We start from the raw sequence: 15,999 nt of genomic DNA on the forward strand, positions 1-15,999 counted from the left end.
TATTAATATTATATAAATTAATCCTGAAAATAGATAGTTAAATTGTTAAAAATTTTGTCGAAAGAGTATTGATTGTATGACTCTCATTTCAAGAAACAAGGAAAATGTTATTTATTTTGCTTCAAAATCAGTTTTGGGATTATTCCATTGTTCCCAAGTGAATTTGATGGGTGTTTATTGAGAAGCCAGTTGAAGAAATATGTTATAATGATAAATAACTATTTAAGCGAAATTATGTTAGGAGAATTGATTATGACAGAAAATCGATTTCTAAAAAGTTTAGACCACCCTATACCGGAAAAAGCAAATAATTATATGTTGAGTACCTATAGTATTATATTAGAAGCCTGGCGAAGAGGATTAACCATTTCTTTCAGTATTGTAAAAGAAGGAACAGGTAAATTTGAACCCTCTTATGTTATTACAGATGGTAATAAAAGCCATCATTTTAGTGCCACTCGTGGCGATTTAGTTTCTAAACGAACGAAAGAATTAACAAAAAACAAAGTTAAAACGAAAGAGGTTCTAGAGAAAAATAATGTGTCTACGCCTGGAGGAAAAGACTTTAGTGCCGATATCAGTGATTCTGAAATAATACAGTATGCTGCTGAGATTCAATACCCTGTTGTGGTAAAGCCCCTAGCGGGAACTGGAGGAACAGGCGTTATCGCTGGTATTCAAAATGAAGAAGAGTTGATTGAAGCTTTAAATTATGTTCGAGTGAAATTAAAATCTCCTCATATTATTTTAGAAAAGTATTTTGCTGGAGAAGATTATCGTGTTTATGTTCTAGACAGCAAAGTAATCGGAGCTTTAAAACGAATAAAGGCAAACGTTGTTGGTGACGGTAAAAGTACAGTCAGGCAATTAATTGATCAAAAGAATGAAGAACGCGCTAAACTTCCATCGCTTACAAATCGAAAAATAAAAATCGATGATGAGCTGAGAAATATGTTACGCCGAGAAGGCTATGATCTGAACTCTGTTATCCCAGATGGGGAATTAGTCTATATCAAATCAAAAAATAATGTATCTGCAGGCGGCGATTCCATCGAAGTTACAGATGACCTGTCTGATAACATCAAACAGATTGCCGTTAATGCAGTAAGTGCTTTTGACGATTTACCTCAATGCGGTGTAGATATGATGGTGGATGAAGAAAATGATACAGCGGCTGTTATTGAGTTGAATACACGGGCGCATATTACGCAACATTTGTTTCCAATGAAAGGAAAGGCGCAGGATATCCCTTCGAAATTAATTGATTTTTATTTTCCAGAAACAGTGGATTACGACCGGACAAATGCTCAAAACTTCTTCTTAGATTTTGATTTTATTTTCGATGCTTGTATGAATGGAAATGCAACAGAAGTTGGTATTCCTGTATTGCCTTTGAGAGCATTAAAGCTTACTCGTTATGTAGTCAGCGGCTGTGAATATACAAAAGCTTTTTCCGGACGTGTGCGTCGTTTGGCATATCATGCTAAAGTCCATGGTTATATAAAACCCCTAAATAATGGAGATATCTCTATTATTGTTGGTTCCAGTCAAAAAAGAATCAATGATTTCCAAACAAGACTGGAAAGATATACAAAACGAATCAGCAAGTCGGCAACAATAACAGAAAAGAAACGTTCAAGCCCTATTATGCATGGGTTTCATATTGAAACGCCAAATGAAAAAGCTGCCAGCAGTGAGAATAGTAATTCGGAAGAAAAAGCTGCGTTGAATAAATATATCAAAGACTATGCTAAATTAAAATCAGACTATCAATATGCCGTGAACCGTCTAGCAAAATATGAGCGGGACGAGCGGACTCTAGAATTGACCCAGCGACAAAATAAACAATTAAAGAAACGCCTGCAGCAAATGGAAGAAAGTAACTCTTGGAAAATGACGAAGCCTATTCGGGCATTTACAGAAAAACTGAAAAAATAACAACATAAAGCCATAAGCACTCGGGATTTAGTATTCCTGACTGCTTATGGCTTTATTAATCTATTATTATTTTAATTTAAACTCTGGCATCCACTGCGTTAACCGCTCTGTTAATTCGCTATATACTTCCAGACTGTCGAATTTATCATGGTCTGTTTCAATGTATGGATTTTTAGCTATATAATCACTTAATAAATGCATTTGATAATTGTTTTTACGATTAGCATCTACAAAGGTCAGATCCATTTCCGGATGGTTAATTGCCACTTTACCATTTTCATCTTTGCTGATATTCAGAGACAATACGCCGCCTATTTGTCTATACAATCCTTTTTGACCGCTGTAAAAGTTTCCTAAAGAATAGATGACAAAGGTCTTTTTCCCTCTGGAATTCAATATCCACTGTGCAGGCTGAAGGACATGCGGATGATGTCCTAAAACAATATCTGCACCAGCGTCTGATAAAGATGTAGCAATATCTACCTGAGAAGCTGGCGGATTAAGCGCATATTCTCTTCCAAAGTGCGCTGCAACAACAACTACGTCCGGGCTTTCTTCTTTTTTCAAGCGCTCAATATCCCGTCTTACTTCCTTCGTAGAGCCGGCCACAATACGATTTAAAAGATACGGTTTATTTTTAGGCGGATTCTTGCCTAACGTGACAGCCGTATAAGATAGAATCGCTACCTTAATTCCTTCCTTCTCAATAATACGGAATTTTTGCTGGTCTTCTTTTGACTTATGTGAACCAACGTAAGGAAGCCCTATTTTTTCAAGGTTTTCAATTGATTTAAGCACGCCTTCTTCGCCTAAATCAAGACTGTGGTTATTCGCATTTGTGACAATGTCTGTGCCGAATTCTTTTAAGTTTTCCGCTAATTCTACCGGGTTATTAAATTCTGGGAAAGAGATAAGGCCTAATTCTTCTCCGGCTACAATCGATTCTAAGTTAACAACAGAGATATCTCCTGCTTGCAGCAGTTTTTTCGCAGGAGCCATTTTATCTTTAAAATCATATTTCCCATTTTTTTTGCTGATATCGTACACTCTAGAGTGTAGCAGCACGTCACCAGTAGCTGTTAATTTAATTTGTGACATGAACATTCCTCCACAATTATTTATCATCTTATCTCATCGATACTAGACTAGATAAATGATTATTTTTTATTCTTCACCTTCGAGCCGACCTTCCGTATAGACTCTGTGACCTTCCAAGAAGTACTATTCAAAATATGCTTAACGTCCTTATCCGCTCTGTCTTTTTTCTTTCTAAGTTCCTGCAAATCTTTATCCATTCGTCTTAAAGCATGCTGCACGGATTTTATATTATTGGTATTATACCGCTCGGAAATTTCAAAGCCTACCGTAATAAAGCTGTCATAGTCTTCCTCTTTAATACGGGTTACTTCCGATCCTTGCGGGTAGCCTTTGATAACCTCTTTAAAGTCTTCCACTGCTTTTTGATCCGTTCCAGCTACAACGACTTCAATTTCATCAAAGACCATGCTTTTCACATAACCATGCAGGTTTTGAGCAAGAGCTTGTCTCTTCAGCCATTTATGGTAATTGTATCGCTGCACATTTCCATTCACGATATATTTCCGGATATAAAGCTCTCCGATTGGCGCAGGAGCAACTTCTACTTCCAGTGCTGCTCTATTTTCAAGCGGCTCCAAAACATTGATTAAATTAAAAGAGACTCTCGATTTTGTAGTGTCTACCTTCCCTTTGGTTTCTGGGAAATAATAGTCTATAATCGCTTTCGGAATGTCTCTTGCTTTTCCTTCGATTGGGAAAAGCGCCCCGCCAATTTGTGCGGTAGGGTTCAATTCAATAACAACGGCTTCCCCTTTCAGGTCTTCGCGGTCATTGACAATTATATCGACGCCGCCCTGTGGAAAATCATCGATTGCTTTTAACGCATTGATGGCAATTTCCTTATACTCTTGCGGCAGAGTGTCTGTTACATCAACAGGGTCTCCGCCGGAGGATACATTCGTTTTCTCCCGCAAGTAAATTACTTTGTCCTTCTCCGGGACACTTTCCAATGTGTAGCCAGCTTCCTGAATAAACTCGAGAATTTCGACATCCATATGAATCAGACAGCTGTTTAAGCGGGCATTCTTTCTGCGTATCGCGTTCTTGATATCGATTAATTGCTCAATGGTGTGTTCCCCATCGCCCATAATGTTCGCAGGTACACGGTTGTACGCTGCGATTACTTCGTCGCCCACGACATAAACACGATACTCTTTCCCGCTGACATATTGCTCCAGCACGACTTCTTCATACTCTAATTCCCGGCGGACATAATGAATCGCCTTGATTAATTGTTCTCTATTTTTAATATTCGTTACAACACCATTTCCAAGACTCGCGTTGGTTGGTTTGAGAACTAATGGAAAGCCGACTGTATCCGCAAATTCGATAATCTCTTCATTGGTTGCCTCTGCTTCAAAGCCTTTTCCCTTTGGTACAGGCACGCCTGCATTGCCGAGATAGATTTTGGTATCATCCTTTTCTGATCCAATTTCTACTGCTTCGCTGGAAACCAGGTCTCCTCTTGTTCTAAAGAAGTAATGTGTCTGCTTCTCTGAGGTTAATGAAAATAAACGTCCGGGCGGGTTCACTCCAAAAATAACCATATTCTCAAAGTGCTCGGAATCCTTCGTGTACCATTTTAGCTTCAGACCTCTTCTCCATCCTTCTAATGCAACAGAAAATGCGTCCAGACGTGTTTTTCGCGCATTTCGTACAATGTCATTATTCAGATGTGGAAGACTTATCCCTAACTGATTGTCTTTCATATTCATATCCTCCTGTAGCTTCTTTCAACTCATCATTATCCCTTAAACTTCTTAAAGATCGACCCAACCGCCCGGATTGGCGAGGTTGCCTTCCAAGAGACGCTTTCGTAGTACTTTCTCCGTTTCAGCTCAGCTTTTTTCAAGGCCAGCTCGGTTTCTTCCAGTTCACGCTTGTACCATTTTAATTCTTCTACCTGTGTTTTTAAATCTGTTTTTATCTCAAAGCCGACTTTCACTGCTTCATCGACATCTTCTTCTAATACTTCCATCACGGTTGCTCTTTCTTCATCTTCCCAGATACCATGTTTAAAGTCTTCTACCATTTCCAGATCTGTACCGGCTACGACGATTTCGATATCGCCGATTTCCTTCGTCATGATATATCCATGCAATTCCCGTTCAAATGCCTGCTTGCGAAGGCCGCGGTGGTAACCGATATCTAAGACATCGCCGACCACGATATATTTCTTCATATAGACCTTTTGCTGCGGACATGGGGTGACAGTGGTCACGGTTGCGTCCCGATTTTGGAGCGGGTCCAGTACATCATGGAAATCAAAGAATGTATTGATTTGTGCAACATTCTTGTCCTTTGTTTCTGGAAAATAAAAGTCTATGATTGCTTTGGGAATATCTCTTGACTTGCCCTCGATTGGATATAATAGCCCGCCCAGCTGTGCGGTAGGGTTTAATTCTAATACATAGGCTTTGTCATCCTTCTCATTGATAATGATATCGACGGCCCCATGTGTCAATCCTGCAACGGAACGCAGCGCTTTTACTGCTGTGTCCTTCACTTCCTGGGACAGGCTGTCTAATACATCAATTGGATCGCCGCCAAGTGAGATATTTCCTTTAAAGTTTAAATAGATCAAATCATCTTTTTCAAGAATGGAAGAAAGCGTATGACCCTTTCTCGCGATAAAATCTGTTAATTCATCATTTACGATAATTGGACAGCTTACTAAACGCGGATTTTTTTCTCGCTCTGCATTTTTTAATTGAATCAACTGTTCTATCGTATGTACACCATCTCCGACAACGTTTGGCGGCTGGCGGTGCATTGCTCCGACAACTTCATCTCCGACAACATATAGGCGGTAATCTTTTCCGGCGATATATTGCTCGATAATGATGTCATCGGTGGTCCCCAGCTCTTTGGTGTAGTCATAGCATGCCTCTAATTCTTCTGTGCTGGTAATGTTAACAAAGACGCCGCGGCCAAAGCTTCCATCCTTTGGCTTCAGCACAACGGGAAACCCGATTTTACTGCCGCATTCCAGAACTTGTTCTTTGGTGTGTTCGCTGGTGAATATTCCTCCCTGCGGCACTGGAACGTCATGCTCGCTTAAGTGCTGTTTGGAGCTCCCTTTGTCTTTTCCAATAGATACAGCCTCATTGGTTACTTTATCTCCTCTGGAACGGAAGAAATAATGTGTCCTGCTATCTGAACTTAATGAAAATAATTGTCCAGGTCTCTCGGTGAACCATGTAACCATTTCACTGAATTTCTCTGAATTTTCAACATGCCACCTTAATTTCAGACCTCTCCGCCAGCCTTCCAGCGCAATTACGTATGCGTCTAATAAACTTCCGTGTACATCAGAAATAACTTCTGATGATAAATGCGATAGCCATTCAGCATTATTCTCACTCATGCCTGATCCTCCTGATTAATCCATTTTAGTACGTTATTCTGCATTTATATTTTAAATGTTTTTCCTTGAAGCAGGTCTCTATCTAACTTCCCCTGTGCTTCGATAAATAAATTTCCTAAATATGTGTCTATTTTATCATTGAATTCATCATAATTGCCCGGTTTTGGTGTAAATTCTCCAAAAACCAATCCATTTTCGGATCGCAGAAAATCGATTCGCATAAAGGGGCTGGGAATCAGACTGCTGATTCTCTCTGCCATGTCGATTTCTTCCTTGGAGACTCCTTTGCCTTCGAAGGCTTTGTCCTCATATTTTCCTGTCTGGATGCGTTTCCCCTGTCCATCCCACCAGCAGTATTTCATCTCTGGCGTGCGGATGATTTCCAGGATAACGCCGACCTTGCCATAGAAGCAATAAAACTTCACATCGCGTCCAGAAACCTTGTTGGCCGTATCCTCGAGAATTAATTCTTCGATGCGCCAGGCATCCTGATCCACTTTATTTTCTTGCAGATCCTTTTCCATGCGATGCTTGAGTAAAGACCAGTTCGCCAATTTCTCTCCTGTCTTTACACTTATTATATCACTAGATGCATATACAATGTAAACTCCACGTCCTCCAGCGCCATTTGCCGGCTTGATAACAATATTTTCTTCCTCCGGCAGGGATTCTATCGTGTAGATATCCTCCGGGCTGCCAGGCGTGCGTATCGCTTGTTTTTCCATAAAGCGATACGCTGTCTGCTTATCGTCTAATTCGTATTCTGGGAGCGTTCCTAACAGCTGATATTGTCTGACACGCATATTCATGCAGGCGCGATAGGAAGCGACGTCCGCCAGGCTGACAGGGTCTTCCGTAAGTCCTGCGCGTGCCATGAATTCAGAAGCATGCCCTTTGGCTCCGGCTAATACTTTGGTGAAAATCCGCTGTTTAAAGGCAGTTTCTTCCTGCTGGAACTGCCGTGCAGCTGCCTCCAGCAAATCCCGGAAATGACGGTCTTCTAATTTTTTCTGCTCGATGCGTTTATCTAATTCCGCAATGATTTTTCCTTTGTCTTTCTTTTCTTTGATATATCTCCAAAGGGTATTATAATCAAATTGCTCGAGCGCTTTTTCGCGTTCTGCTAACTGCTCCTTCAACAAAACGGTTTCCGATTGATAGTGAAGAAGCTGTTCTTCCAGATAAGCGATATAATTATCTTTTTCTTTTCCGGAAGGAAGGAGTTTGCGAATAGAAGCTGTTTTTTGATACGTATTGCTTTTCATGATTTTTTTAATTTGTTTATCTGTCTTGGCAATACTTGCTTTGGTATCATCTACCTGCGCTTCTTTTTCGATAAGCTGATCAATCAGTTCTTCATACGATTTATCCTCTGGCATCTTCATGCCCTCCTTCCTTCCATTTGCCTGGAACGACAAAATTATCTTTCAGCATCTTTCTAAAGGCCTGCTCTTCCTCTATCCAATTGGATGCCGCCACTGGATAATAGCGGAGGCTATGGCTCTGTTCCTCAATCAGCTGTTCTCTGATTTCTATGCTCGCCGGATACCATGCGGCTGCCTGTCCCAGATAGCGGTGCAACCTCATTGCACATTGGCGCATATTGTATTCCGGATTATTTTTCTTCGGTATTTTATTAATAATGACCTTGGCTGCGGTTGTCTTGAGCTCCGGCACATAGCGCTGCTTCTCCTGAAAGATAAGTGGATTTTTGATAATAGTGAGCTGCGCTTCTGCTTTTTCTCCGTAAACGAGCATGCATACCTGCTCTCCATCTACGAAGTCCCTTACCTTGTGATGGATAAACTTGGATTGCTTCAAATCATATATCCCGCGCTGGATCAAACCAACCGTAAAGCCATTTTCCTTCAGCCATTTGATTTCCTTGCCTATCTCCGCATCATATTGGCGAAAATCTGCTATATACGCAACATCCACCTGATGCCGGGCTCCTTTTTCAAGCATCGGCTTCGGCACGGCAAATGGACGCTTCTGCTGCTGATACGGAAAATATACACCCTTTGCTTGCTGATGCATCCGGTTATGTGCCTCGGCATATTCCTTGCGTGCTCCCATAAGAAAGCCGTTATAGCCAAAGGAGGAATTCCCCGTTAACGAACCAGAGGATTGCATCGGGAAGGAAAGCGGCCCAGTCGGCAGATCCTTCACCTGCTCTGTTCCAAAGGTGAGCGCCAGCCGCTTTTTAAATTCACTGTCTGCGGCGAAACGCACCGCATCCCAATAGCCGACCTTCTCTAAAACTGGAATTCTCTGAAACATAATGGATGACATATTGGAAAAAATATATTTTCCCGGCATCCCCCTGCGATACAGATATAAATCCTCTGTCAGCCTGGCATGCTCCGATGTATTGGCGATAACAGATGGATTTTCCAGCAAATGTCGTGCCTGGATTTCTATTTTTTGCGGATGGGACCAGTCGTCCGCATCATTAATGGTCACGAATTCTCCTGTTGCTTGCTGGAGTGCGATATTTCTGGCTACGTACGGTCCTGAATTTGTTTCGGTTTGTAAGAGCTTAATTCTGCCATCCTGCTGCATCCATTCTTTGACCACAGCTGCGGTATGATCCGGACTGCAGTCATCGACAACGATGATTTCCAGATTTGTCCACGTTTGCTTTGTCAATGATCTTAATGCAACAGAAATGCCCGATTCCGAATTGTATGCTGGAATGATGACCGTAATTTTAGGCTGTTCATTCTGCTCTTCTTTTATCTGAATCGGGTGGGTGTCTAATTGATCATAGAGATAAGCGCCTGAGATTTCGTTATTGATATAAAGCGGCTCCAGCTGATACGCATGCAGCACTTCATTGATCCAATACAGGCGGTCCTCCTGTTTTCGGCACAGGTTGGCCAATGCCAGCAGTAAATCGGGATGCTGCGCTTGTTTCAGTGCTTCTTTAATCAGCTGTATCCCTTTTGCATGCTGCCCCAGTATTTTATAAGCTTCGGCAAGCAGGATGATAATACGACGGCGCACGTCTATATTCTGCTCTCCCTCGAGCGCAATTTCCAGATAGATGACGGCTTGCTCTGCACTGTTTGGAGTCAGTTTATTGGCAAACCAAAACCCCAGCTCCCATGCAGCTGCTTTGACAAGATACTTATTGTTGGATTGATACAGCATATCCTGTAAATTGCTGAGAGCGCGTTCTTCAAAGCCGAGGTCATATAAATAAGTTTTGACCGGCTTCAATTGGTTGATGGCGTCCTTCTGCTTATAAGAAGTGCTGTAGAGCTTTTTGATATTTCTCCGTCCCAGAGCATAGGAAGGCACTGCTTTTGCCAGCGAGATACCGTCCTTCTTCCAGCCGGCAGCCTTTTGCTTTAAGGTTTCTGCAAACAAAAAGGCAGACTTATAGCGTCTATAAGTCTCCTTTAATGCTGCTTCTTCTTTTCTTTTGGTATCGAGCTCTTCTTCTGCGTGCTGCAGACGTGTGTGAAGCTCGGTTTTATCGATTGGTTGTTTCATTTTCTAGACAACTCTTTTCCCATACACGGTCGGCATATGCCTGTTTGATTTCCGTTGCTGGAATAGTATTTTTGATTTCCTGCTGTATCTGTTCATCCGCCGGGAACCATGCTCCCAGCTGACCAAAGTATTCTTCGATATGCTTGGCGGCATTGTTTAGAGCTGCCTGATTGTCAGGTGCTTCTGTCAGTACAACCGCCAACTGCTTCGTCGTCAAGGTTGGCAGGTACTTCTGCTGATATTGGTACACGGTCGGCTTGATGCATACGGTTTTCTCCGCATCAATCTTTTCTCCATACACCAGCATCTGCAGACGATCTCCATCTAACTTTTGACGAATGCCTTCGTCGATTTTTTTCGGAAGCGCGAAATCATAGGCGTTGATTTGCACCAGGCCGATTCGGGTCCCTGTCGCTTGTAAGCAGTCGTTGAATACCTGCCAATCTGCTTCGTTCAATGCCCGAAAATCTGTGGCAATAACGACATCAAACTTCCGGAAACCCTCTGTTTTTTCTTCCTTGGCCGGCCACATTGGCTCCGGCACGGGATATGGCCGTTCCGTCATTGGATAAGTGTAGCGGACATCCTCTGCCCGTTGATGATGATTCTCCAATGATTCCACATACTCCTTGCGCACACCCATAAAGAAGCCGTTATAGCCAAAGGCAGAGCTTCCTGTTAAGGAGGTGACAGCTTGTCTTGGCAGGGATAACGGACCAGAAGCTAAGTCAACATAAGCCCGTGTGCCAAAGCTTTTTAACAAACGGCGTTTAAATTCGCCATCTGCAGCAAAGCGGACACTATCCCAGTAACCGATTTTTTCCAATACAGGCGCTCTGCGGAACATAATCGATGACATATTCGGGAAGATGTATTTTCCTGGCGTTCCCCTGCGATACAACGTCATCTCTTCGGTAATTCTCGCATGTTCGGAGGTATTGGCAACCACCTCTGTATTTGCTAATAGATGCTTCGCCTGAATCTCTAATTTGGAGGCATGCGACCAATCATCTGAATCATTCACGGTCACAAATTCGCCAGCCGCTGCTTCCAGGGCAATATTGCGTGCAATGTAGGGACCGCTGTTTTGCGGAGTCTGCATGACTTTAATCCGGCTGTCTGTTGCTGCATATTCCTGTACGATTTCCATCGTATTATCCGGGCTATGGTCATCGACAATAATTAATTCGATATGCTGCCATGTCTGCTCCAGAATCGATTCAATTGCTACCCTGATTCCATCCCCGGCATTATAGGCAGGAATAATGACAGAGATCAGCGGTCCATCTGAAATATTTTCATGTGTTTTGATGGTATGGAGGCCGTCATATTGGCCTGTTTCATCGGTGGCAATGTTATCCAGGTCATAGAGAGAAAATGCTTTATTGATATAGACAAATCGATCCTTGATATCCGCTTCTAAATTTGCTAACGCCAGATAGATATCTGCGTGTTCTCCTGCTTTTAAAGCGTCCTGTAAGACGTTTCTCGCTTTTTCACGCTCGCCCGTTTCATCCAGCAGCTCTGCTTTGATAATAGCGATACGGCGCTGCTGGTCCGGCTGCACTTCGCCTTCTTCGGCAAGCGGAAGATATTCTAATGCAATCGCCGCATCCTTTTCATTATATTGATTGGCATGCCAGAGTACTTTTTCCCAGGCTGCTGTTCTTTTTAAGGATGGATCGTTCGCTTCCTGTATATAGGCTTCTAAATCGGCTAAGCCTTTCTCGATAAAGCCCAGATTATATAAATGGAACTTGATTTGTTTCAGGCGCTGTCTCTCTGCTTCTTTTTTGCCGAGCAAGACGCGTTTGATGGCGTCTTTCTGCTGGTTGCTTAAGATGTTTAAGAGGTATTTGCGCTGTTTCTCTCCTAAAACCGAGTAGATAAACCAATCTACTGGTTCTGCCACTATTTTTTTAATAACTCCTGCCATTATGACACCACCATTTTTCATTCCGTTGAATTTAAAGCTTAAAAATTAACCTGTTTAGGTTGAAATTATTAATTTACTTTCTAGCCGTCGCTGCGGAAAAACACTACGCTTTCCGTGGGCTTGAGCTCAGCCTCCTCTAAAGAAGACTTAGCGATTGGCAAGCCGACAGGCGCAGACAGAGCTAAAGTCGCACTTATGCCCCGAGGGTAGAAAAAAAGAAGTTCACTTTTTTCTGCGGGGCCTTCACACGGCGCTTTTCCCGCAGGAGTCTCCGTGTTTTTCCTCCGCTGGTGGTCATTTCTAACCCCCAAATTTCTAACCCAAAATTATATTTCATTATTAAAAGAATTTCTTTTTAAATTATAGAATTACTTAATTCATTGCTTTATTTCTGTTCTGCGCTTTTTGTTTTTGCTGCGTTTGCTTTGACTGGTTGTTTGGCGTTGATGACTTTTGATTTTTTCTTTGCTGGCTTTTTTTGGACGCCCATGGCTTCGCGGTATTTTGCGACGGCTTCTTCTGCAGTGCCGTCGAATTTCACTTGGCCCTGTTCCATCCAGATGCCTCTGGTACATACTTTTTCGACAAAGCCCATGCTGTGGGATACGATGATGACTGCTTTGGCGTGGTCCATCATCTCTTGGATGCGGACACTGGCTTTTTCCTGAAAGGCAAGGTCGCCTGTTGACAGGGCTTCATCGACGATAAATACATCGGGCTTTAAAATTGCTGCAATGCTAAAGCCAAGGCGTGATTTCATCCCTGCTGAATAATGCTTTACCGGCTTATCGATTGCTTTTCGGATACCGGAGAATTCAATGATTTCCTCATATTTTTCATCCACACGTTCCTTTGGGATTCCTAACAGCATCGCATTTAAATAAATATTGTCTGTTCCGGTTAATTGTGCGTTAAAACCTGTACCGTAGCCGAGCAGGGAAGATGTCTGGCCATTTACCGTCAAGGTTCCCTCATCGGGTCTCAAAATATTTGTAATGGCTTTACAGAGTGTACTTTTCCCGGCGCCGTTATGCCCGATGATGCCGACGACTTCTCCTTCTTTAATATCGAAGCTGACATTTTTTAATGCCCAGTAGTCTTCTTTTTTATTTTGAAGCTTGAAGGAGATGCCGACATTTTCTGCTTTTACGATCGATTCCTTACCGACATTTGTTTCTGTCTTAGTCACATTCAGACTGCGTTTTTGCCTTCTTTGACGCGCAACGGGGGGAACCGTTTCTTTATAATGCTCAATGACGGTTTTGGGATCTCCAATTTCTTTGACATATCCATTGTCCAGCCAAATCAAGCGGTCACAGTTCTTTTGGGCATAACGCAGACTGTGGGTAACAATCACTACCATTTTCGCATTCGCAACCAGCTCCTTGAGCTTTGCTGCTGCCTTGCTGCCAAATTTCACGTCTCCTGTGTTTAATGCCTCATCCAAAATGAGGATTTCCGGCTGAAGGTGAGAGGCGACACTGAAACCAAGCCGCGCCTTCATCCCGCTGGAATAGTATTTCATCGGCTGGTCAAAAAACTGCCCAATCTCCGAGAATTCATGAATATCTTCAATATAATCATTAATTAATTGCTTATTAATGCCGAGCATCATTCCATTTAAATAGACATTTTCTCTTCCTGTCAGTTCTTTATTAAAGCCCATCCCGAAAGAGAAAAGAGCTGTTACATTTCCATCAACGTTCATTATTCCTTCATCTTGTGTAAGAATACCGGTAATGATTTTGCTCAACGTCGTTTTTCCGGCACCATTTGAACCGATAATTCCTAAAATTTCTCCCTGATAGCCGGTAAATGTAATATCTTTTAACGGCCACACCTTTTCCGATTTCTTCTTATTTTTTTTCTTCTTGAAAAGATTCGTCAGGGTCGATTTTAAATCATCGGCATGCCGGTTATCATGAAAGGATACGGCTATATTTTTCGAAACAACAACCTCTTCTTTCGACTGTTTATCGATTTTTTCATTATCATGATTTGACATAATAAAACCTCTTTTATCGCACGATAGCTTTTTATCTGAACCATGAGGTCATGTTCCAGTATTCTGTAAAACCCTCTCCCCGAAAAAGAGAGAGGGAATTTTTATCCTATGCTGCGTGCTTGATTCATTCCATTCTGCTAAAGGCGCATCATGGATTACAATGCTTTAATAATCTTGTGTTCGTTCTTACTGTAATAATAAATCATATAGACACATATTGCTAAGCTTCCAACAAAAATGATGCTCAAGCCTAGAAAGTCCGGTGCCCGATGAAACATTAAAATATCACGGTAGGATGTTACCAGTATCGCAATCGGATTAATATCGACAAAGAAACTGTATTCAGGAGGCAAGCGTCCGCCTTCCCAAATGATTGGTGACGCGTAGAAAAAGAGTCTCGTCACATAGCTGAGTAAATTATCAATATCCCGAATAAATATTGTAGCGTATCCTAATACAAGTCCCAGCATTAAGTGGAAGGTCAGCTGTATCAGGATTAGCGCTGGCAAATAGATAACATGCCAATCCGGAAAGACACCATATGCTATCAAAAATCCTGCAATGACAATTAATCCAAATCCAAAGTTAAATAATTGCGTCAGCGTAAAGGATATCGGAAATAATGATTTTGGCAAATAGACCTGATTAATAATCGAGCTGTACCTTAAAATCGATTTAGATGCTGAGTTCATGCTTGTCGATACCCATCTCCAGACAACTAAACCGACTACCAGGAATAAACCGAAATTTGGCCCTCCGCGATCTAAGATAATAACGACTAAGAAATAAAATACGAGTACGTTTAACAGCGGATCGAGCAGCCACCAGAAGTAACCGAGGTAGCTGTTTCGGTGCTCCGCTTTGAGTCCGGATTTTACGAGGTAGAAGAGTAAATCTTTTCTCCGTAAAATCTCTTGTATATAGTTTTTCATTATAATTTGACACCGCCTAATTGTTTCAACACTTTCTGTGGACATATTGTAAGTTGTCCTTTATGGAAAGTGGCTTTTTCAATCATATCTTTATCAGGTTCCCTTATTAGAAGGTTTCCTGAGCTTAATTACTATTATACACCAAAATTATATTGTTTTTTTAATAGTATACGTTGAACTACATGGTTTCACTTATTCTCTTTGCTTTTGGAGTCATATAGCTTCCTGGCAACCGCTGCGGAAAAACACTACGCTTTCCATGGGCTTGCGCTCAGCCTCCTCGGTAAAAAGAAGGGCACTTTTTCCCTGCGGGGTCTTCGCACGGCGCTTTCCCATAGGAGTCTCCGTGTTTTTCCTCCGCTAAGGAAATGTTTATACTTTCAATCCTGAAATATCAACTATTCTGTTGTATTAATCTGTTATCACATTTTAACTATCCCTACTTCTTCGCATTCCATTTCAGTAAATCCCGGAGTGAGCGGGTTACGTAGTGGGAGAAGTAGTATAGGGTTTTGGGAAGGGTTTGTTGTTCTACTTCCCGGAATACGTACCAGTTTCGTTTGGCTGCTTTCCATTTGTTGCTGGAAATGGAGTTGCCTACGAGGCGGTACCTTGCGAGCACTTCTGAAAGTCCATATGCAAAGTGGCCGTTTCTGGTGATTTCCAGCCAGAAAGCGTAGTCTTGTCTGGTACGGATATTGACCATGCGCCGTTCGCCTATTCTTTCGCGATCTAACATGACGGTCAGGCAGCCGATGACGCAGCGTTTCATTAAATCCTCATACGTCACGGTTGCAGGGGCTGTGCTGATTGCACCGGTATCTGTGCCGTCTTCATTCATACGCACATACTGTGTGAATGAAAAGGCAACCCCGTTGTCTCGCATAAAGGCGAGCTGTTTTTCCAGCTTTTCCGGCAGCCATAAATCATCGCTGTCTAAAAAGGCAATATAGCGTCCTTTCGACTGGTCCATAGCTGTGTTGCGTGTGATTGCCGAGCCTTGATTCTTATCTAATACGGTTAGATGGATACGTGCGTCTTTTTCGGCATAGCTTTTCACAATTTCTGCCGTCCGGTCTGTCGAGCAATCATCCACAATATTCATTTCCCACTCTGAAAAAGTTTGTGCCTGCACCGATTCAATGGTTTCTGCAATAAACTGCTCGGAGTTATAGGTTGGCGTAATGACAGAGACTATCGGTTTGCTATCTCCCAAGTTGTTCAC

At 42.2% G+C, this 15,999-nt stretch carries 10 protein-coding genes; 1 reads left to right on the forward strand and 9 read right to left on the reverse strand.

Annotated elements, in window-relative coordinates; translation table 11 throughout:
* Positions 1-252 precede the first annotated feature (252 nt).
* Positions 253-1,938, forward strand: a complete 1,686-nt coding sequence (locus MKY45_RS20320) for an ATP-binding protein (RefSeq protein ID WP_212929164.1) — start codon at positions 253-255, stop codon at positions 1,936-1,938.
* A 66-nt stretch (positions 1,939-2,004) separates the two neighbouring features.
* Here the strand turns inward: MKY45_RS20320 and MKY45_RS20325 are convergent, their stop codons facing one another.
* The 9 genes from MKY45_RS20325 to MKY45_RS20365 form a co-directional block, all read right to left on the reverse strand.
* Positions 2,005-3,036 (reverse strand): CapA family protein, encoded by a 1,032-nt coding sequence (locus MKY45_RS20325; RefSeq protein WP_341173342.1) that lies wholly within the window; start codon positions 3,034-3,036, stop codon positions 2,005-2,007.
* A 59-nt stretch (positions 3,037-3,095) separates the two neighbouring features.
* Positions 3,096-4,745 carry an acylphosphatase gene (locus tag MKY45_RS20330; RefSeq protein ID WP_341173343.1) on the reverse strand — a complete coding sequence of 550 codons (1,650 nt, stop codon included), beginning with the start codon at positions 4,743-4,745 and terminating at the stop codon, positions 3,096-3,098.
* Positions 4,746-4,780: 35 nt separating this feature from the next.
* Complete coding sequence (locus tag MKY45_RS20335) at positions 4,781-6,403, reverse strand: acylphosphatase (RefSeq protein WP_341173344.1); 1,623 nt, start codon at positions 6,401-6,403, stop codon at positions 4,781-4,783.
* Positions 6,404-6,447: 44 nt separating this feature from the next.
* Entirely contained in the window at positions 6,448-7,782 is a 1,335-nt protein-coding gene (locus tag MKY45_RS20340) for an ATP-grasp fold amidoligase family protein (RefSeq protein WP_244882325.1), read from the reverse strand.
* Positions 7,769-9,901, reverse strand: coding sequence for a glycosyltransferase family A protein (locus MKY45_RS20345; protein WP_341173345.1), 2,133 nt, complete (start codon positions 9,899-9,901; stop codon positions 7,769-7,771). Before MKY45_RS20345 ends, MKY45_RS20340 begins: the two co-directional genes overlap by 14 nt.
* Positions 9,882-11,837, reverse strand: a complete 1,956-nt coding sequence (locus MKY45_RS20350; protein ID WP_341173346.1) for a glycosyltransferase family 2 protein — start codon at positions 11,835-11,837, stop codon at positions 9,882-9,884. Before MKY45_RS20350 ends, MKY45_RS20345 begins: the two co-directional genes overlap by 20 nt.
* Positions 11,838-12,222: 385 nt before the next feature.
* Complete coding sequence (locus MKY45_RS20355) at positions 12,223-13,842, reverse strand: ABC transporter ATP-binding protein (RefSeq protein ID WP_212929171.1); 1,620 nt, start codon at positions 13,840-13,842, stop codon at positions 12,223-12,225.
* 155 nt (positions 13,843-13,997) lie between these two features.
* Positions 13,998-14,774: an ABC transporter permease gene (locus MKY45_RS20360; protein ID WP_042529596.1), complete on the reverse strand. Its 777-nt coding sequence runs from the start codon at positions 14,772-14,774 to the stop codon at positions 13,998-14,000.
* 439 nt (positions 14,775-15,213) lie between these two features.
* On the reverse strand, positions 15,214-15,999 hold the full coding sequence (locus tag MKY45_RS20365; protein WP_042529594.1) for a glycosyltransferase: 786 nt from the start codon (positions 15,997-15,999) through the stop codon (positions 15,214-15,216).

It is taken from the genome of Oceanobacillus sp. FSL K6-0251, assembly GCF_038004725.1.
Taxonomy (GTDB): Bacteria; Bacillota; Bacilli; order Bacillales; family Amphibacillaceae; genus Oceanobacillus; species Oceanobacillus oncorhynchi.